This is a genomic window from Pseudomonas sp. P20, assembly GCF_016463925.1.
GTDB classification, from domain to species: Bacteria; Pseudomonadota; Gammaproteobacteria; order Pseudomonadales; family Pseudomonadaceae; genus Pseudomonas; species Pseudomonas aeruginosa.
This window is the reverse complement of the sequence record NZ_JAEMVM010000003.1, coordinates 173785-192516: the sequence shown is the minus strand read 5'-3', so window position 1 is coordinate 192516 and position 18732 is coordinate 173785. Positions and strand designations below refer to the sequence as shown.

Annotated in this window: 14 protein-coding genes and 1 riboswitch; of the genes, 6 read left to right on the top strand and 8 right to left on the bottom strand. The window is 66.1% G+C overall.

Annotated features, from left to right (window positions below; genetic code table 11):
- Positions 1-36: 36 nt before the first annotated feature.
- From JHD77_RS05070 to JHD77_RS05055, 4 genes are all read right to left on the bottom strand, one after another.
- Positions 37-657, bottom strand: coding sequence for a TetR/AcrR family transcriptional regulator (locus tag JHD77_RS05070; RefSeq protein ID WP_003084655.1), 621 nt, complete (start codon positions 655-657; stop codon positions 37-39).
- An 84-nt stretch (positions 658-741) separates the two neighbouring features.
- Positions 742-2220, bottom strand: a complete 1479-nt coding sequence (locus tag JHD77_RS05065; protein ID WP_004352114.1) for a PepSY domain-containing protein — start codon at positions 2218-2220, stop codon at positions 742-744.
- Positions 2221-2230: 10 nt separating this feature from the next.
- Positions 2231-4423, bottom strand: a complete 2193-nt coding sequence (locus tag JHD77_RS05060; protein ID WP_128682072.1) for a TonB-dependent receptor — start codon at positions 4421-4423, stop codon at positions 2231-2233.
- Between the two features lie 125 nt (positions 4424-4548).
- Positions 4549-4965 carry a DUF2946 domain-containing protein gene (locus JHD77_RS05055; RefSeq protein WP_003109726.1) on the bottom strand — a complete coding sequence of 139 codons (417 nt, stop codon included), beginning with the start codon at positions 4963-4965 and terminating at the stop codon, positions 4549-4551.
- 178 nt (positions 4966-5143) lie between these two features.
- Positions 5144-5249: riboswitch (S-adenosyl-L-homocysteine riboswitch) on the top strand.
- Positions 5250-5271: 22 nt separating this feature from the next.
- On the opposite strand from JHD77_RS05055, the gene ahcY reads away from it, so the two are divergent.
- From ahcY to JHD77_RS05030, 5 genes are all read left to right on the top strand, one after another.
- Positions 5272-6681 carry an adenosylhomocysteinase gene (ahcY, locus tag JHD77_RS05050; RefSeq protein WP_003099900.1) on the top strand — a complete coding sequence of 470 codons (1410 nt, stop codon included), beginning with the start codon at positions 5272-5274 and terminating at the stop codon, positions 6679-6681.
- Between the two features lie 40 nt (positions 6682-6721).
- Positions 6722-7276 (top strand): HD domain-containing protein, encoded by a 555-nt coding sequence (locus JHD77_RS05045; RefSeq protein WP_012613508.1) that lies wholly within the window; start codon positions 6722-6724, stop codon positions 7274-7276.
- 66 nt (positions 7277-7342) lie between these two features.
- Complete coding sequence (gene metF, locus JHD77_RS05040) at positions 7343-8191, top strand: methylenetetrahydrofolate reductase [NAD(P)H] (RefSeq protein WP_029769647.1); 849 nt, start codon at positions 7343-7345, stop codon at positions 8189-8191.
- Between the two features lie 69 nt (positions 8192-8260).
- Positions 8261-9331 carry a hypothetical protein gene (locus JHD77_RS05035; RefSeq protein WP_199506525.1) on the top strand — a complete coding sequence of 357 codons (1071 nt, stop codon included), beginning with the start codon at positions 8261-8263 and terminating at the stop codon, positions 9329-9331.
- Between the two features lie 250 nt (positions 9332-9581).
- Positions 9582-11501 carry a DEAD/DEAH box helicase gene (locus tag JHD77_RS05030; RefSeq protein ID WP_003099895.1) on the top strand — a complete coding sequence of 640 codons (1920 nt, stop codon included), beginning with the start codon at positions 9582-9584 and terminating at the stop codon, positions 11499-11501.
- A 95-nt stretch (positions 11502-11596) separates the two neighbouring features.
- Here JHD77_RS05030 and oprM read toward each other — a convergent pair whose 3' ends face one another.
- The 3 genes from oprM to mexA are packed head-to-tail and all read right to left on the bottom strand — an operon-like array spanning position 11597 to position 17363.
- Positions 11597-13054, bottom strand: coding sequence for a multidrug efflux RND transporter outer membrane channel subunit OprM (gene oprM / locus JHD77_RS05025; protein WP_003084633.1), 1458 nt, complete (start codon positions 13052-13054; stop codon positions 11597-11599).
- A 1-nt stretch (position 13055) separates the two neighbouring features.
- Positions 13056-16196, bottom strand: a complete 3141-nt coding sequence (gene mexB, locus JHD77_RS05020; RefSeq protein ID WP_017148571.1) for a multidrug efflux RND transporter permease subunit MexB — start codon at positions 16194-16196, stop codon at positions 13056-13058.
- A gap of 15 nt (positions 16197-16211) precedes the next feature.
- A complete protein-coding gene (mexA, locus tag JHD77_RS05015; RefSeq protein ID WP_003118819.1) occupies positions 16212-17363 on the bottom strand; it encodes a multidrug efflux RND transporter periplasmic adaptor subunit MexA in 1152 nt (383 codons plus the stop codon).
- A gap of 274 nt (positions 17364-17637) precedes the next feature.
- On the opposite strand from mexA, the gene mexR reads away from it, so the two are divergent.
- On the top strand, positions 17638-18081 hold the full coding sequence (mexR, locus tag JHD77_RS05010; protein WP_003114897.1) for a MarR family transcriptional repressor MexR: 444 nt from the start codon (positions 17638-17640) through the stop codon (positions 18079-18081).
- Between the two features lie 68 nt (positions 18082-18149).
- Here the strand turns inward: mexR and JHD77_RS05005 are convergent, their stop codons facing one another.
- Positions 18150-18725, bottom strand: coding sequence for a YceI family protein (locus tag JHD77_RS05005; RefSeq protein WP_003084626.1), 576 nt, complete (start codon positions 18723-18725; stop codon positions 18150-18152).
- Positions 18726-18732: the final 7 nt, after the last annotated feature.

Sequence of the window (18732 nt, the reverse complement as noted above, 5' to 3'; positions counted from 1 at the left end):
GCCTTCGCCGGAGCCTTCTAGCGAAGGCTCCGCTGCTCAGGGCTCCAATCCGATTCCGCGCAGGACCACGCTGGTCACCGTCTGCACCGCCCTTTCGAACTGCATGTCGCTGAGCGGCTGGTGGCCGTTGAGCACCTCGACCTGGTAGCCGAAGTCGGCGTAGTGCTGGGTGGAGGCCCAGATCATGTAGAGCAGGCTGCTCGGTTCGATCGACAGGATGCGCTTTTCCTCGACCCACTGGCGGATCTTCGCCTCCTTCATCTTGGCCCATTCGTAGAGGCTGTCGTCGAGGGTGGCGCCGAGCAGCGGCGCGCCATGCATGATTTCGTTGGCCCAGACCTTGGAGCCATGCGGGCGGGTGCGCGAATGGTTCATCTTCGCGCGGATATAGCTGGTCAATACCACCCTTGGGTCATCGAACATCTCGAAGCAGAGGGCGTCCTGCTTCCAGACCTCGAGCAGGCCGAGGAGGACGTCGCGGTACAGCTCGTCCTTGGTGCTGAAGTAGTAGTGCAGGTTGGAGCGCGGCAGTTCGGCTTCTTCGGCGATGTTGCCCATGGAGGTGCCGGCGTAGCCTTTTTCGGCGAAGACTTTTTCGGCGGCCAGGAGAATCTTCTCGACGTTGCGGCGGCGGATCTCGATCTTGTGTGTGCCCATGTGCGATCCATTACTGCGAATTCAACCAAGGCTACCAGCAAATCCGGGCGTGCGGCGACGCCCAGTCTTGCCAGGTAGCCCCTCTCAGCGACGCTTCGGACGGCGGCCGCGCAGGCGACGCCAGCCGATCCAGCAGCCGCTGGCGCAGACCACCAGGCCGCCGAGGCTGAAACCGAGCATCCACAGGTCCCACAGCGGACGCCGGGTCAGCAGCGGCAGCCAGTCCCAGCTATGCAACAGGGAAAACAGCCAGCGGCTGCCGCGCCGACCGTCGTCGAGCACGCCAACCACCGCGCCGCTGTAGGGATCCAGGTGCACCCAGGTATGCCGGGGATCGTCGAAACGCAGGCGCCAGACCGGCAGGCGCCGCTCCAGGTAGCCCATCATGCTGTGTTCTTCGCGCGGGTAGTAATAGAAGTCGTAGCGTTCCAACCGTTCGGCCTGCATCGGCACGCCCGGCAGCAGCGCGCGAGCCGCCGCCAGCAGGCGATCCGCGGGTAGCTCGCGGAGGATTTCGCCATCCGCCGTCAGCAGCAGGCTGTTGCCGCTGGCGCTGCGCCCGAGCGCATAGGGCTCGCCGTCGAGCGCCCGCCACTCCAGCTCGCGCACCCGCAACCCGGCGGCACGCAAGCGCCGCAGGACAGCGTCCGCCTCCAGTCCGGCGGGCAGCGCCCGGTCCCAGCTACCGCCCTGGTAGGCCGCGAGGTCGAGCGGCGTACCGCGGCCGAACAGGTTCCACGGATTCATCGACATCAGCCCGCTGAAGATCCAGCTCAGCACCAGCGCGCCGAAGAGCAGGCCGGCGAGGTGGTGCCAGCGCTGGAAACCGCCCGCATAGGGCGAGCGCGAGCCGCTGCGGTAGGGCTTGCGGAAGCGCCAGCGGAGCAGGCCGACGAGGATGCCGAGGACGGTCGCCAGGGTCGCCAGCAGCGACAGGCCGATCACCAGGTTCGCCCACTGCCCGTCGAACCCGCCGCCGCGCAGCGGATAGAGCCAGTGCAGCCAGGCGCCGAGCCAGTTCCAGGCGCGCTCCCGGCGGCTGGCGTCGCGTACCACCTCGCCGGTCTGCGAGGACAGGTAGAGCAGCCGGCCCTGCTCGTCCGCGGTCTGCACCCGCCATAGCGGCCGGTGCGGATCGAGGTTGCGGGTATGGGTCCAGGCGTCTTCCTCGATCCGCCCTTGCAACTGCATCGGTACTTCGCCGCTGAAAGCACGGGCCGAAGCCAGCACCCTGTCCGCGTCCACCGCCAGCGGTCGGCCGTCGCGCGCCGCCAGCGCACGCGTGCGTCCGTCGGCATCGTCCAGCAGGTAGGTCGGCAGGCCTCCTACGCTGGCCAGCCGGATGCTCCGCGGGGTCTTTCCATCGCTGCCGGCGAGGGCCGTCCGCAGCGGTACGCAGGCCTCGCAGCCGTCCAGCTCGGGCAGGTGGGCCAGGCGTTCCAGCGGAGTCAGCTTGGGATAGCCGACATACAGCATGACCATGCCGGAGACGAACCAGAGCACCATCAGCAGGCAGCAGCCGATGCCCAGCCAGCGGTGCCACAGGTACAGGTAGCGTTTCATCGACGACTCCTCAGAAGCGCGTCTGCACGCTCAGCTCGAAGGTGCGCGGGTCGCCGACGTAGTACAGCGGCGTGCTCTGCACGAAGCGCGCGTAGACCTCGTCGGTGAGGTTGCGCACGCGCCCGGTGATCCGCGTGCGCTCGTCCAGCCGGTAGCTGAGGAAAGTCCCGTAGACCGTGTAGGACGGCACGTGCCAGGTGTTGGCGTTGTTGGCGTACACCGAGGACACGTAGCGCGCGTCCACCCCGCCCTGCCAGGCCGGGTCGAAGTCGTAGGTCAGCCACAGGTTGCCGACCCGCTCCGGCACGTTCGGCGGCGTCTTGCCCTTGCGCGAGACAGCGACGCCGCCGACGTTCTCGGTGAACTCGTCGTACTGCGCGTCGACCCAGGCGAAATTGCCCTCGGCCAGAAGCTTCGGGGTGATCCGCAGGGAGGCGGCGGCCTCGATGCCCCTGGAGGTCTGCTGGCCCACCGGCACGCTGAGGTTGGGGTTGTTCGGGTCGGCCACCGAGAAGTCCCGGCGGACGATGCGGTAGGCGGCCAGGGTGGCGCTGCCGCGACCCTCGAGGAAATCGAACTTGCTGCCCAGCTCCCACTGGTCGCCGGTGGACAGGTCGTAGTCGCGGACCTGGCCGAAGCTGGCGCTGGTCAGCACCCCGCCCGGCGGGTCGGCGGCGGTACTGTATTGCAGGTAGACGTTGGCGTGCGGAGTGAACTGGTAGACCAGCCCGGCGCGCCCGGTGAGCACGTCCCAGCGCCGTTCGAAGTGTGCAGGATCGCTGGCGGTCACCGTCCGATGGTTGCGCACGTCGAGGTCGAGGTGGTCGTAGCGCAGCCCGGTGACCAGCGACAGCTCGTCGGTCAGGCCCAGGCGGTTCTCGGCGAACAACGCGCTGGTGCGCACCTCGTTGCTGCGGTCCTTCCGGTGGCCGGGACGCATGCCCGGCAGGTCGTAGAAGTGGCCCGGCTCGAAACTGGCCGGATCGACCGTACCGAACGGCCCGGAGGCGGTACTCGGGAAGCGCGTCTGCTTGTTGATGCTGTAGTCGAAGCCCAGCGCCCAGTCGCTGGCCAGTCCGAACAGCGGCTGGCTGTGCTGTAGCTCGAAGCGGTTGCCGTTGAGCTGCTGGTCGTGGCGCTGGAGGAATGCGTTGGAGCGCACCACCCCGCTGTTGTCGGCGTTGTAGCGGTAGGTCTCGAGGTTGCGGTAATCGCGCTCGGCGTCGTAGTGGTAGAAGGTGTTGCGCCAGCGCGTGCTGTCGCTGACCCGGTATTCGAGGATCGAGCGCAGCCAGCGCACGCGCTGTTCGTAGCGGCCATCGGCGACGTTGTAGTTCTCGCGGCGACGGCTCTTGTCGATCTTCAGCTCGCCGGCGTAGGGATTGAGCACCGGTGTGCCCCAGTAGGGGCTGTCTTCCTGCTCGTCCTGGTACTCCAGGGCCAGGGTGTGGGAAAGGTCCGGGGTCAGGTCGCTGAGCAGGGAGAAAGCGACGTTCCACGATTCGCGCGAATTGCGGTCGACGTAGCCGTTGCCGCCGCTGCGGCTGACGTCCAGGCGCACGAAGTGCTTCGGCTCGGGGCCGATGCCCAGGGCCTGGTTGAAGCCGAAGGCGACTTCCGAATCGTCGTAGCTGCCGTAGCGCACCCGGCCTTCCATGAAATCGCCGTAGCGGTCGGCGAGCTTGCTGATGTAGTCCAGCGAGCCGCCGACGGCACCGGCGCCGTTGAGGAAGGAGGACGGACCGCCGACCAGCTCGACGCGGTCGACGATCCAGTCGTCCAGCGGACGCATGGCGCTGCTGTATTGCACCGGAATGCCGTTGAACAACTGGTTGACCTGGTTCGAGCTGAAGCCGCGGTAGGTGACGAAGCCGCCGAAGCCGGGCGGCGCCGAGGCGTTCACGCCGGGCAGGCTGTTGGCGATGTCCTGGGTGCTGCGCAGGCCGCGCCGCTCGAAGCTGGCACGGTTGGCCACGCTTACCGAGCCGGGAGTCTCGCGCAGGCTCAGGCCCAGGCGCGAGCCGCCGCCGGCGCTGTCGTCGAGATCGAGGGCCGGCGGGGTTTCCCCGCCGGCGCCGGCGCTGACGGTGAGGGCGGGCAGTTCGGTGGGTTCCTCATCGGCCCAGAGCAAGGCCGGAACGCCGGCCAGGGTGAGGTTGAGACCCAGCGCGAGGACGCGGCGGGCCGTAGAGTGCTTTTTCATCGAGCGATCCTGAAGCAAGGCATGGTGGGCACGCCCGCCTCGCCCGGATGGACAGCGGCGAGCGCTGCGCGGACGAGGCAGGACGGGCGACGGATGCAAATGCCCGGCGCGGCGGGCGTTCAGGATCAGGCGGGGGAAGCGCGCGGGTTGGCCGGCGGCCAGACGTACCGGGGCGGCACCGGCTCGCGCGTGGCGGGCGGGCGGAAACGTGCCTGGCGTCGCCGTTGCAAGCGCCAGGACCAGATCACCCCGAGCGCGACGAACAGCACCAGGGCGCTGCACATCGGGCAGCTCATCGGCAACTGGGGATTGACCGGTGCCGGATCGCCGGCGGACCCGTCGTCGGGATCCAGGGATAGCCATTGGCTGGCACCGGCGACGCAGAACAGCCCGACGCTGGCCTTCTGCCCCTTGTCGCTGCCCACTCCCAGCGCCTGCAGGTGCAGGACGCCGCAAGCCAGCGCGTTGACCAGCACGCAGGCACAGAGGGCGAAGCTCAGCCACTGCAGCAGCGGCGAGCGGGAGATGGGAGCGATTCTCATGACCGCGCACTCTAGCATCCTGACCCGCAAATTCCCCGCGCTTCTGCGCTGCGGTGCATCGCCGCAGCCCGAGGACGCGACGCACGGCGACGAGCGGCGTATCAGGGGTGACTTGGGAGTTTCATGTGGCGCCGCTATAATCGCCCGCTCAGGCGGCCCTTCGGGTCGCTCCCGCCTTCCGTTCGAGGGGCGCTGCAGCAGGCCTAGGCCTGTCAGGCTCGAACGGAGCGCGCTCTCAGGCCGGTCTCGCCGGTCTGTCAACGCACCAACGGCGCCCATTCGCAGACAACGAATGGAGAGTTACGCATGAGCGCTGTCATGACGCCCGCCGGTTTCACCGACTACAAGGTCGCCGACATCACCCTGGCCGCCTGGGGCCGCCGCGAGCTGATCATCGCCGAATCGGAAATGCCCGCACTGATGGGCCTGCGCCGCAAGTATGCCGGCCAGCAGCCGCTGAAAGGCGCAAAGATCCTCGGTTGCATCCACATGACCATCCAGACCGGCGTGCTGATCGAGACCCTGGTCGCGCTGGGCGCCGAAGTCCGCTGGTCGAGCTGCAACATCTTCTCCACCCAAGACCAGGCCGCCGCCGCCATCGCCGCCGCCGGCATCCCGGTGTTCGCCTGGAAGGGCGAGACCGAGGAAGAGTACGAATGGTGCATCGAGCAGACCATCCTCAAGGACGGCCAGCCGTGGGACGCCAACATGGTGCTGGACGACGGCGGTGACCTGACCGAGATCCTGCACAAGAAATACCCGCAGATGCTCGAGCGCATCCACGGCATCACCGAAGAGACCACCACCGGGGTCCACCGCCTGCTCGACATGCTCAAGAACGGCACCCTGAAAGTCCCGGCGATCAACGTCAACGACTCGGTGACCAAGAGCAAGAACGACAACAAGTACGGCTGCCGCCATAGCCTCAACGACGCCATCAAGCGCGGCACCGACCACCTGCTGTCGGGCAAGCAGGCCCTGGTGATCGGCTACGGCGACGTGGGCAAAGGCTCCTCGCAGTCGCTGCGCCAGGAAGGCATGATCGTCAAGGTCGCGGAAGTCGACCCGATCTGCGCCATGCAGGCCTGCATGGACGGCTTCGAAGTCGTCTCGCCGTACAAGAACGGCATCAACGACGGCACCGAGGCCAGCATCGACGCCGCGCTGCTGGGCAAGATCGACCTGATCGTCACCACCACCGGCAACGTCAACGTCTGCGACGCCAACATGCTCAAGGCGCTGAAGAAGCGCGCGGTGGTCTGCAACATCGGCCACTTCGACAACGAGATCGACACCGCCTTCATGCGCAAGAACTGGGCCTGGGAAGAGGTCAAGCCGCAGGTGCACAAGATCCACCGCACCGGCAAGGATGGTTTCGACGCGCACAACGACGACTACCTGATCCTTCTCGCTGAGGGCCGCCTGGTCAACCTGGGCAACGCCACCGGCCATCCGAGCCGGATCATGGACGGTTCCTTCGCCAACCAGGTGCTGGCGCAGATCCACCTGTTCGAGCAGAAGTACGCCGACCTGCCGGCCGCCGAGAAGGCCAAGCGCCTGAGCGTCGAAGTGCTGCCGAAGAAGCTCGACGAGGAAGTGGCCCTGGAGATGGTCAAGGGCTTCGGCGGCGTGGTCACCCAACTGACCCCGAAACAGGCCGAGTACATCGGCGTGAGCGTGGAAGGCCCGTTCAAGCCGGACACCTATCGCTACTAAGCGGACCACGGGGCAGGCGCCATGCGCCTGCCCCGTTCGCATGAGCGCTCCCACGATGTCCACGCACCTCGCCGATCGCTACAACCAGGCCTGGCTGTTCGCCGCCCGCGCCCACCGCAACCAGACCCTCAGCGGCTCGCCGCTGCCTTATCTGGTGCACCTGGGCATGGTCGCCAACGCGCTGCTGGCCGCCGATCGCGACGGTGCCATCGAACGGCTCGGGGAAACCCTGCAGATCGCGGTCCTGCACGACACCCTGGAAGACACGGCGACCTCACCCGAGGAGCTGCGGCAACAGTTCGGCGAGTTCGTCTGTGCCGGCGTGCAGGCCCTGAGCAAGCGCGTCGGCGACGGCCCCAAGCGTTCCCTCGACGACTATCTCCAGGCGCTTGCCGAGGGCCCGGCGCAGTACGCCCTGGTCAAGCTGTGCGACCGCATCACCAACCTGCAGCCACCGCCGCAGACCTGGAACCAGGACAAGATCGCGAACTACCACCAGGAGTCGCAGCTGATCCTCGCTCGCCTCGGCCATGCCCACGCCGCGACGGCCCGACGCCTGCGGGAAAAAATCGAGCACTACCGCCAGTACTACTGAAGTACCCGGCGCTAGTCGGAATCAACAAGAAGAGGCGCGGCCGTGGTCGCGTCCAAGGAACCGATCATGAGTCAGAGCGAACGCCGTTTCAGCTTCGAGTTCTTCCCGGCGAAGACCGAGGCCGGCCATGAAAAGCTGTTGGCCACCGCCCGCAACCTGGCGGGCTACAAGCCCGACTTCTTCTCCTGCACCTACGGCGCCGGCGGATCCACCCGCGACCGCACGTTGAGTACCGTGCTGCAACTGGACGGCGAGGTGAAGGTGCCGACCGCGCCCCACCTGTCCTGTGTCGGCGACTCGAAAGCCGAGTTGCGCGAACTGCTCGACCGCTACCGCGAGGCCGGCATCCGCCGCATCGTCGCCCTGCGCGGCGACCTGCCGTCGGGCATGGGCATGGCCAGCGGCGAACTGCGCTACGCCAACGAACTGGTGGACTTCATCCGCACCGAGACCGGCGACCACTTCCACATCGAGGTCGCCGCCTATCCGGAAGTCCACCCCCAGGCGCGCAGCTTCGAGGATGACCTGGCGAACTTCGTGCGCAAGGTGAAGGCCGGCGCCAGCAGCGCCATCACCCAGTACTTCTTCAACGCCGATGCCTATTTCTACTTCGTCGAGCGGGTCGCCAAGCTCGGCGTGGACATCCCGGTGGTCCCCGGCATCATGCCGATCACCAACTACTCCAAGCTGGCGCGCTTCTCCGATGCCTGCGGCGCCGAACTGCCGCGCTGGATCCGCAAGCAACTGGAAGCCTACGGCGACGACAGCCGCAGCATCCAGGCCTTCGGCGAGCAGGTCATCAGCGAGATGTGCGAACGCCTGCTGGAGGGCGGCGCACCGGGACTGCATTTCTATACTTTGAACCAGGCCGATCCGAGCCTGGCGATCTGGAAGAATCTCCAGCTGCCACGCTGATACCGCCCACGCGGTTCGGCCCGGCAGCGTATACCGGCAGGGAAGCCTCTCACGCGATCCACGACAGACATGGCCAACTCACGCAAGCATCTGATCTACCTGGTCTACGGGCGACAGACCTACCACCAGGAAGCCCTGTTCAGCATCGCCAGCGCCTTCGCCCACCTCCGCGACGGGGCGGCGCATGGCCTGACGGTCAGGGTCTATACCGACGACCCCAGTCCCTACGCCGGCCTGCCGGTGCAGGTCCGCGAAGTGACGGCCGAGGAGCTGGTCGCCTGGTGCCAACCGCACGGCTATCACTTCCGCGCCAAGCACATGGCCCTGCGCGACGCCCTGGAAGACGCCGACCAGGCATTGCTGATCGACACCGATACCTTCTTCCACAGTTCGCCCCTGCGCCTGTTCGACCGCATCCAGCCCGGCAGCCTGCTGTGCAACGCGATCGGCGCGCGCTATGGCGAACACCGTAACTTCCCGCTCTACCGCGACCTCTCGCCCTACCTGTTCGAGCGCGGCTGGGCCGACGACGAGATGCACCAGCTCAACTCCGGCGTCATCGGCCTGCCTCGGGAAGAGGCGAAAATACTCGACCGTTCGTTGGAATTAATGGATGAACTCTATCCAATTGCCAACGGTGCCTATACTCTTGAGGAATTCGTCCTGGCCGTCGCCGCCCACAAGCGGCTGGAGCTGGTGGGTTGTACCGACCTGATCCACCATTACTGGAGCCGGAAACAGCTGTTCCGCGCGAAGATCCAGGCCTGGTTGTGCAAGCACGGTTCCTCCCTTCTCAGCGCTGCAGCCCTCGACGACACCCTCAAGGTGACCGATCGACTGCCACGCCCACCGCGTGCCAAGCGTCTGCTGTACAAGCTGGGAACCCTGCCGTTGCCGGCTCCGATGCGCCAGTTCAGTATCGAACTGCTCTACGGTTGCCACGAATATAGTAACGAGTTCGACCGGGCCTGCGGCCCCGTCTGGTGGGAGAAAGCCGCGACCAATGCCATCGAACGCTATCCGCAGGAACCGATTGCGGAACAAATCGAGGATTGGCTGAATCACAGCTTGCTGCGCAACCTCCTTGGCTCCCGGGCCAACGAGATCCGCCAGCATTTGCGCCAGCGTGACCTGCTCTGACCGCAGCCCTCCGTTGACGCTGCCCCCGGCCCCCCCACCCAGGGCCGGGAGCGAACCGGCCAGCGCCCCCGACCAGGTGCGCGGCCATGCCCGCGAGGGCACCCGTTCGACACCGGCCACCGAGCGCATACGCAGCGCCGCGGCCAGACCTTCCGCCCTGGCCGACAGGGCCCGAAGGTAGACAGGAGTTCGCAGAACTTGGTGATTTCACAGCAGCCGGCCTCGCCCCGGCCCATATAGGAAAACCCGCATGTCCTTTTCTTCCCTCGGACTCTCCGAGGCGCTTGCCCGCGCTGTGGAGGCTGCGGGCTACAGCCAGCCCACTCCCGTGCAACAGCGGGCGATTCCCGCCGTGTTGCAAGGTCGCGACCTGATGGTTGCGGCACAGACCGGCACCGGCAAGACCGGTGGTTTCGCCCTGCCGGTACTGGAGCGCCTGTTCCCCGCCGGTCATCCCGACCGCGAACACCGCCACGGCCCGCGCCAGGCGCGCGTGCTGGTACTGACCCCGACCCGTGAGCTGGCCGCCCAGGTGCATGACAGCTTCAAGGTCTACGCCCGCGACCTGCCGCTGAACAGCACCTGCATCTTCGGTGGGGTTGGCATGAACCCGCAGATCCAGGCCCTGGCCAAGGGCGTCGACGTACTCGTCGCCTGCCCCGGCCGCCTGCTCGACCTGGCCGGGCAGAACAAGGTCGACCTGTCCCACGTGGAAATCCTCGTCCTCGACGAAGCCGACCGCATGCTCGACATGGGCTTCATCCACGATGTGAAGAAGGTTCTCGCCAAGCTGCCGCCCAAGCGCCAGAACCTGCTGTTCTCGGCAACCTTCTCGAAAGACATCGTCGACCTCGCCAACAAGCTCCTGCACAACCCGGAACGCATCGAGGTAACGCCGCCGAACACCACGGTCGAGCGCATCGAGCAACGCGTGTTCCGCCTGCCGGCGCCGCAGAAGCGCGCCCTGCTGGCGCACCTGGTGACCGTCGGCGCCTGGGAACAGGTGCTGGTCTTCACCCGTACCAAGCACGGCGCCAACCGTCTCGCCGAGTACCTGACCAAGCACGGCCTGCCGGCCGCCGCGATCCATGGCAACAAGAGCCAGAACGCGCGGACCAAGGCGCTGGCCGACTTCAAGGCCAACGACGTGCGCATCCTGGTGGCGACCGACATCGCCGCCCGCGGCCTGGATATCGACCAGTTGCCCCATGTGGTCAACTACGAGCTGCCCAACGTCGAGGAAGACTATGTCCACCGCATCGGCCGTACCGGCCGAGCCGGACGCAGCGGCGAGGCGATCTCGCTGGTGGCGCCGGACGAAGAGAAGCTGCTCAAGGCCATCGAGAAGATGACCAGACAGCGTATTCCCGATGGCGATGCCCAGGGTTTCGACCCCGAGGCCGTGCTGCCCGAGGTGGCCCAGCCGGAGCCCCGCGAAGCGCCGCAGAAGCAGCCGCGCCGCGACAAGGAACGGCGCAGCAGCCGCGAGCGCAAGCCGAAAGACGCCCAGGCGAGCAACCCCGACAGCAATGTCGCTGCGGCCCAGGACGGTACCGAGAAGCCGGCTGGAAAGCGCCGCCGTCGCGGTGGCAAGAACAAGGAAAACCGCGAGGCCGGCCAAGCGCAGCAGCCGCGGCAGAGCCGCGAAGCGCGTCCGGCCAAGCCCAATCGGCCGCCGGAAGTCGACGGTAATCGCGATCCGGAAGAGTTCCTCGACGACGACTTCGACAATTTCGGCAACCGCGCCGACTACGTCAGCCCCTACCAGGGCCAGGAAAACAAGGGACGCGGACGCCGCGGTGGCCAGCAGAAACCCCAGGGCGGCACCGGCCAGCAGGGTCGTGGCCAAGGCCAGGGCCAAGCTCGCGGCAAGAGCCAGGGCGCCGCTCAAGGCGGCGCTCGCGGTCAGGGTGCCGGCCAGGGCAAGGCGAAGAAACCGCGCGCCGGCAAGCCGCGCGGCCAGGGTCGCGAGAATGCCTCGCGGATGAGCGACGCGCCGCTGCGCGAGCCGTCCGAGTATGGCACCGGCAAGCAGCCGAGCCGCCAGCCGGTGGTGATCAACAAGCGCGACCTGGTGCGCATGGATCGCTTCCCCACCGCCGAGCAGCTCGACGAGCTGGAACCGCGGCGCAAGGGCGAGCGCCCCGCACTGCTGACCCGCAACCGCTAAGGCCGAGCGGGTCCGTGACGCGGACCCGCCGACTTCCGCGAGGATAAAAAAACGCCGACCCTAGGGTCGGCGTTCTTGCATGGCGCGGAAGGCGATCAAGCCTGGGGATCTTCCTTCTTCGCGGTCTGCTGCTGGGTCACGGTCTGCTGGTTCCAGCCGCCGCCGAGGGCCTTGTACAGGTTGACCTCGCTGGTCAGCTGATTGAGGCGGTCGGTGATCAGTTGCTGCTGCGCGGTGAACAGCGAGCGTTGCGCGTCGAGCAGGGTCAGGTAGTTGTCCACCCCCGTGCGGTAGCGCTTGTCGGCGAGCTGGTAGTACTCGTCGCTGGCCTTGACCAGATCACGCTGCGCCTGCAACTGCTCGGTGAAGGTACCGCGCGCGGCCAGGCCGTCGGCGACTTCCTGGAACGCCGTCTGGATCGCCTTCTCGTACTGCGCGACGTTGATGTCCTTCTGGATCTTCGCGTAGTCCAGGCTGGCACGCAGGCTGCCGGCGGTGAAGATCGGCAGGTTGATCGACGGCTGGAACAACCAGGAACCCGAACCGGCGTCGAACAGGCCGGACAGTTGGCGGCTCATGGTGCCGGCGTTGGCGGTCAGGCTGATGCTCGGGAAGAACGCCGCGCGCGCGGCGCCGATGCTGGCGTTGGCAGCCATGAGCTGGTGCTCGGCCTCGAGGATGTCCGGGCGCCGTTGCAGCAGGTCCGACGGCAGACCCGCCGGCACTTCGGTCAGCAGGGTCTGGTCCAGGCCCAGGCCTTGCGGCAGGTTCGCCGGGATCCCGGAGCCCAGCAGCAGGACCAGCGCATTCTGGTCCTGGGCTACCAGGCGGGTGTACTGCGCCAGGGTCGCGCGGGCGCCTTCCACGGCGGTCTGCGCCTGGCGCAGGTCGAGCGCGGAGGCGACGCCGACGTCGTAGCTGCGCTGGGTCAGGTCGAAACTCTTCTGGTAGGTGCCCAGGGTGTCCTTGGTCAGCTGCAACTGCGCCTGGTCGGCCTTCAGCGTCAGGTAGGCGGTCGCCACGCTGGCCACCAGGGTGGTCTGCGCGCTGCGCTGCGCCTGTTCGGTCGCCAGGTACTGCTCCAGGGCCTGGTCGCGCAGGCTGCGCAGGCGGCCGAAGAGATCGAGTTCCCAGGCGGTAGTGCCCAGGGTCACCCCGTACTGGCTGGAAATCGCCGGACTGCCGGTGGTCGACAGGTCGCCCGGCAAACGCTGGCGGGTGCCGCTACCGTCCACGCCGATCCGCGGGAACAGGTCGGCCCGCTGGATGCGGTACTGCGCCCGGAAGGCCTCGACGTTCAGCGCGGCGACCCGCAGGTCGCGGTTGTTTTCCAGCGCCACGCCGATCAGTTGCTGCAACTGCGGGTCGCGGAAGAACTCGCGCCAGCCGATGTCGGCGGCCGGAACGGCCGCCGCGCCGGTGTTCTGCCCGTAGGCCTGCCCTTGCGGGTAGGCCGCGGCTACCGGCGCCTCGGGGCGCTGGTAGTCGGGGATCAGCGAGCAGCCGGACAGAACGACAGCGGCTACCGCCAGGGAAAGGAAGGACCGTTTCATATCATTGCCCCTTTTCGACGGACGCTTGCTGCTTGGACGCCTCGTCCTTGAACAGCGTGCTGACCGCCACGTAGAACAGCGGTACCCAGAAGATCGCCAGGACGGTCGCAGTGACCATGCCGCCGATCACGCCGGTACCGATCGCATGCTGGCTGCCCGAGCCGGCGCCGGTGGAGATCGCCAGCGGGACCACGCCGAGGATGAACGCCAGGGAGGTCATCACGATCGGCCGCAGACGCATGCGGCAGGCTTCGATGGCCGCCTCGACGATGCCCTTGCCCTGCTCGTGCAGCTCCTTGGCGAACTCCACGATGAGAATGGCGTTCTTCGCCGACAGGCCGATGGTCGTCAACAGGCCCACCTGGAAGAACACGTCGTTGGACAGGCCGCGCATGGACGTCGCCAGCAGCGCGCCGATCACGCCCAACGGCACCACCAGCATCACCGAGAACGGAATCGACCAGCTTTCGTACAGGGCCGCCAGGCAGAGGAACACCACCAGCAGCGACAGCGCATACAGCGCCGGCGCCTGCGAGCCGGACAAGCGCTCCTCGTAGGACAGGCCGGTCCAGGAGTAGCCAACGCCTTTCGGCAATTGCTTGACGATCTCCTCGACCGCCGCCATGGCGTCACCGGAACTCAGGCCGGGCGCCGGCTCGCCGAGGATCTCCATCGCCGGCACGCCATTGTAGCGCTCCAGCTTCGGCGAACCGTATTCCCACTTGCCGGTGGCGAAGGCGTTGAACGGCACCATCTCGCCCTTGTCGTTGCGCACGTACCACTTGCTCAGGTCGTCCGGGTTCATCCGCGCGTCCGGCCTGCCCTGCAGGTAGACCCGCTTGACCCGGCCACGGTCGATGAAGTCGTTGACGTAGCTGGAACCCCAGGCGATGGACACGGTGCTGTTGACGTCGGCAAGGGACACGCCGAGGGCGCTGGCCTTCTCGTCGTCGATCTCCAGCTTGTACTGCGGTTCGTCGCTCATGCCGTTGGGGCGCACGCGTTGCAGCGCCGGGTTCTGCGCGGCGAGCATGAGGAACTTGTTGCGCGCCTGGAGCAGGACTTCGTGGCCGACACCCGCCTGGTCCTGGAGGAACAGGTCGAAGCCGGTGGCGTTACCCAGTTCCAGTACCGACGGCGGCGCGAAGGCGAACACCATCGCGTCCTTGAAGCTGAAGAAGTGCATCTGCGCGCGCTTGGCCAGTTCGAACACGCTGTTCTCGCCACCGGGACGCTCTTCCCAGGGCTTGAGCATGATGAACGCCATGCCCGAACTCTGGCCGCGGCCGGCGAAGTTGAAGCCGGTCACGGTGAACACCGAGCTGACCGAAGAGCTTTCCTTCTCCAGCAGGTATTCGCGCATCGAGTCCACCACCACCTGGGTACGCTCGGCACTGGAGCCCGGCGGGGTCTGTACCTGGGCGAACAGTACGCCCTGGTCCTCGTCGGGAAGGAACGCGGTGGGAATGCGGGTGAACATCCAGATCATCCCGGCCACGATCACCACGTAGATCAGCAGGTACGGCGCGCGATGCTTGAGGATCGACGCCACGCCCCGCTCGTAGCCGTGGGTGGTGGAAAGGAACATCCGGTTGAACCAGCCGAAGAAGCCGCCCTTGTGCTCGCCATGGTCGCCTTTCTCGATCGGCTTGAGCATGGTCGCGCAGAGCGCCGGGGTGAGGATCAGCGCCACGATCACCGAGAGGGCCATGGCCGACACGATGGTGATGGAGAACTGCCGGTAGATCACCCCGGTGGAGCCGCCGAAGAACGCCATCGGCAGGAATACCGCCGAGAGCACCATGGCGATACCGACCAGCGCGCCCTGGATCTGACCCATGGACTTGCGCGCCGCCTCCCTTGGCGACAGGCCTTCCTCGGCCATCACCCGCTCGACGTTCTCCACCACCACGATGGCGTCGTCCACCAGCAAGCCGATGGCCAGCACCATGCCGAACATGGTCAGGGTGTTGATCGAGAAGCCGAACGCGGCGAGCACGCCGAAGGTCCCCAGCAGCACCACCGGTACGGCGATGGTCGGGATCAGCGTGGCGCGGAAGTTCTGCAGGAACAGGTACATCACCAGGAACACGAGGAGGATCGCCTCGCCGAGGGTCTTCACTACCTCATGGATCGAGGCCGAGACCACCGGGGTGGTGTCGTACGGGTAGACCACCTTCATGCCCTGCGGCATGAACGGTTCCAGGTTGGCGATGGTCTGGCGGATCGCCTTGGCGGTATCCAGCGCGTTGGCGCCGGTGGCCAGCTTGATCGCGATACCGGACGCCGGGCTGCCGTTGAACTGCGCGTTGATGCTGTAGTCCTGGCCGCCCAGGCCGACATCGGCGACGTCCTTCAGGCGCACCTGGGAACCGTCGGGATTGACCTTGAGCAGGATGTTCTCGAATTGCTCCGCGGTCTGCAGGCGGGTCTTGCCGATGATGGTGGCGTTGAGCTGCTGGCCCTTGACCGCCGGCAAGCCGCCGAGCTGGCCGGAGGAAATCTGCACGTTCTGCGCCTGGATCGCGCTGCTCACGTCGCCGGGGGTCAGCTGGTAGCTGTTCAGCTTGGCCGGGTCGAGCCAGATGCGCATCGAGTACTGCGAGCCGAACACCTGGAAGTCACCGACGCCCTTGGTCCGCGAGAGCGGGTCCTGGATGTTGGAAACGATGTAGTTCGACAGGTCTTCCTTGGTCATGCTGCCGTCGGTGGAAACCACACCGACCACCATGAGGAAGTTCTTCACCGCCTTGGTCACCCGGATCCCCTGGCGCTGCACTTCCTGCGGCAGTAGCGGGGTGGCCAGTTGCAGCTTGTTCTGCACCTGGACCTGGGCGATGTCGGGGTCGGTGCCCTGTTCGAAGGTCACGGTGATGGTCATGCTGCCGTCGGAGTTACTCTCCGAGGAGATGTAGCGCAGATTGTCGATCCCGTTCATCTGCTGCTCGATCACCTGGACCACGGTGTCCTGCACCGTCTCGGCCGAGGCGCCCGGGTAGCTCACCTGCACGGCGATGGCCGGCGGGGCGATGGCCGGGTACTGGTTGACCGGCAGACTGAGGATCGACAGGCCGCCCGCGAGCATGATCACCAAGGCGATCACCCACGCGAAAATGGGCCTATCAATGAAAAACTTCGACATTACGAATCCCCTTGATCAGCCCTTGCTGTCGGTTTTCGCCGGAGCGGCGTCGGCCTTCTGCGCGGACGCGACATTCTTCGCCGGCACGGTCTTCACCTCGACACCCGGCTGCACGAACTGCAGGCCTTCGGTAATGATCTTGTCGCCGGCGTTCAGGCCTTCGGTAACCAGCCATTTGTCGCCGATCACCCGGTCGGCCTTGATCACCCGCAGCTCGACCTTGTTCTGCGCGTTCACCACCAGCGCGGTAGCCTGGCCCTTGAGGTCGCGGGTCACGCCTTGCTGCGGAGCGAGGATGGCCTTCTGCTTGACGCCTTCCTGCAACTGCGCGTGAACGAACATGCCGGGCAGCAGCTCGTTGTTCGGGTTGGGGAACACGGCGCGGATGGTGACCGAGCCGGTGCCTTCGTCGACGGAAACCTCGGAGAATTCGAGGCGACCTTCCAGCGGGTATTGGCTACCGTCCTCCAGCTTCAGGGAGACCTTCGCCGCGTTGTCGCCGGCGCGCTCCAACTGGCCGCTGGCCAGTTCGCGGCGCAGGCGCAGCAGGGCGGTGGACGGCTGGGTGACGTCGACGTAGATCGGGTCGAGCTGTTGCACGGTGGCCATCGCGTTGGCCTGGCCGTTGGTCACCAGGGCGCCTTCGGTCACCGCGGAACGGCCGATGCGGCCGGAGATCGGCGACAGCACCTTGGTGTAGCGCAGGTTGATCCGCGCCTGCTCCACCGCCGCCTTGGACTGCAGGTAGGCGGCATTGGCGTCGGCGTACTGCTGCTTGCTCACGGCCTGGTCGGCGACCAGCAGCTTGTAGCGCTGGGCCTGCTCCTGGGTCGAAGCCAGGTTGGCCTGGGCGCTCTGGTAGTCGGCCTCGTAGGTGGCGGGGTCGATCTGGTAGAGCTGCTGCCCGGCCTTGACGTCGCTGCCTTCCTTGAACAGGCGCTTGAGGATGATGCCGTTCACCTGGGGACGCACCTCGGCGATGCGGAACGCATTGGTCCGGCCCGGCAGCTCGGTATTCAGGGTCACCGTCTGCGCTTCCAGGGTCACGATCCCGACCTCCGGCGTTTGCGCCGGCGGCGGCGCCTCGCTTTTTCCGCACCCGGAAAGGGCCGAAATCGCGACCAGCAGGGCCGGAACCAGTACACGCATGGCTGGCGTTCGTTGCATAGCGTTGTCCTCATGAGCGAAAGCGGCCGATGCAGCGTGAAGGCGCTGCACCGGCTCGAAGAAGGCAGGCAAAATACTTACATTCATAGGTGTTTGTAAACGTCCGAAAGCCTCGCGTGAAAACACCTGAAACGTTTTAGCTCGATGGCCGGTTATCCACCCGGCGCCATGGCCCATATTCAGAACCTGAAACAAGGTTGATAAGGTCAACTAAAATAAGCAAAATAGTTGACTGGATCAACCACATTTACATTAGGTTTACTCGGCCAAACCAATGAACTACCCCGTGAATCCCGACCTGATGCCCGCGCTGATGGCGGTCTTCCAGCATGTGCGGACGCGCATCCAGAGCGAGCTCGATTGCCAGCGACTCGACCTGACCCCGCCCGACGTCCATGTATTGAAGCTTATCGACGAACAACGCGGGCTGAACCTGCAGGACCTGGGACGCCAGATGTGCCGCGACAAGGCACTGATCACCCGGAAGATCCGCGAGCTGGAGGGAAGAAACCTGGTCCGCCGCGAGCGCAACCCCAGCGACCAGCGCAGCTTCCAGCTCTTCCTCACCGACGAGGGGCTGGCCATCCACCAGCATGCGGAGGCCATCATGTCACGCGTGCATGACGAGTTGTTTGCCCCGCTCACCCCGGTTGAACAGGCCACCCTGGTGCATCTCCTCGACCAATGCCTGGCCGCGCAACCGCTTGAGGATATTTAAGAACATTCTTTTCGAAGCACAATGAAAAACGCCGGCGATCGCCGGCGTTTTTCGTTTCAGGTATCCGCTTACTGGCGAATGCCTTCGACGGAGAGCAGCAGCTCGACTTCCTGGGATGCCGGGCCGAGGTCCATCTTGATGCCGAAGTCTTTCAGCTTCAGGGTGGCGCTGCCTTCGAAGCCGGCACGGTAGCCGCCCCACGGGTCGTCGCCCTGGCCGATCAGCTTGGCCTTGATGGTGACCGGCTTGGTCACGCCGTTCAGGGTCAGGTTGCCGGTGATGTCGGCGCTGTCGCCGTTGGCCTTCACTTCGGTGGATTCGAAGGTAGCGGTCGGGTTCTTGCTGACGTTGAGGAAATCACCGCTGCGCAGGTGCTTGTCACGCTCGGCATGGTTGGTGTCCACGCTGTTGGTGTTGATGGTCACCTTGACCTTGTCGGCCGACGGGTTCTTCTCGTCGAAGGTGAAGCTGCCGTCGAAGTCGTTGAAGCGGCCGTACAGCCAGCTATAGCCCAGGTGCTTGATGCGGAACTCGATGAAGGCGTGCTGGCCTTCCTTGTCGATCTTGTAGTCCGCGGCCATTGCCTGGCCGGCGGTGAACAGTGCGGAGCCGAGCGCCAGCGCGGCAAGGGTCTTCTTCAGCATGGACATT

What these genes read in the sequence shown, in the direction of transcription:
- JHD77_RS05005 (WP_003084626.1), bottom strand. Translation starts at nt 18,725, where the DNA reads ATGCTGAAGAAGACCCTTGCCGCGCTGGCGCTCGGCTCCGCACTGTTC.
- metF (WP_029769647.1), top strand. Translation starts at nt 7,343, where the DNA reads ATGAGTCAGAGCGAACGCCGTTTCAGCTTCGAGTTCTTCCCGGCGAAG.
- JHD77_RS05055 (WP_003109726.1), bottom strand. Translation starts at nt 4,965, where the DNA reads ATGAGAATCGCTCCCATCTCCCGCTCGCCGCTGCTGCAGTGGCTGAGC.
- oprM (WP_003084633.1), bottom strand. Translation starts at nt 13,054, where the DNA reads ATGAAACGGTCCTTCCTTTCCCTGGCGGTAGCCGCTGTCGTTCTGTCC.
- mexA (WP_003118819.1), bottom strand. Translation starts at nt 17,363, where the DNA reads ATGCAACGAACGCCAGCCATGCGTGTACTGGTTCCGGCCCTGCTGGTC.
- JHD77_RS05065 (WP_004352114.1), bottom strand. Translation starts at nt 2,220, where the DNA reads ATGAAACGCTACCTGTACCTGTGGCACCGCTGGCTGGGCATCGGCTGC.
- JHD77_RS05070 (WP_003084655.1), bottom strand. Translation starts at nt 657, where the DNA reads ATGGGCACACACAAGATCGAGATCCGCCGCCGCAACGTCGAGAAGATT.
- JHD77_RS05030 (WP_003099895.1), top strand. Translation starts at nt 9,582, where the DNA reads ATGTCCTTTTCTTCCCTCGGACTCTCCGAGGCGCTTGCCCGCGCTGTG.
- JHD77_RS05045 (WP_012613508.1), top strand. Translation starts at nt 6,722, where the DNA reads ATGAGCGCTCCCACGATGTCCACGCACCTCGCCGATCGCTACAACCAG.
- JHD77_RS05035 (WP_199506525.1), top strand. Translation starts at nt 8,261, where the DNA reads ATGGCCAACTCACGCAAGCATCTGATCTACCTGGTCTACGGGCGACAG.
- mexR (WP_003114897.1), top strand. Translation starts at nt 17,638, where the DNA reads ATGAACTACCCCGTGAATCCCGACCTGATGCCCGCGCTGATGGCGGTC.
- mexB (WP_017148571.1), bottom strand. Translation starts at nt 16,196, where the DNA reads ATGTCGAAGTTTTTCATTGATAGGCCCATTTTCGCGTGGGTGATCGCC.
- ahcY (WP_003099900.1), top strand. Translation starts at nt 5,272, where the DNA reads ATGAGCGCTGTCATGACGCCCGCCGGTTTCACCGACTACAAGGTCGCC.
- JHD77_RS05060 (WP_128682072.1), bottom strand. Translation starts at nt 4,423, where the DNA reads ATGAAAAAGCACTCTACGGCCCGCCGCGTCCTCGCGCTGGGTCTCAAC.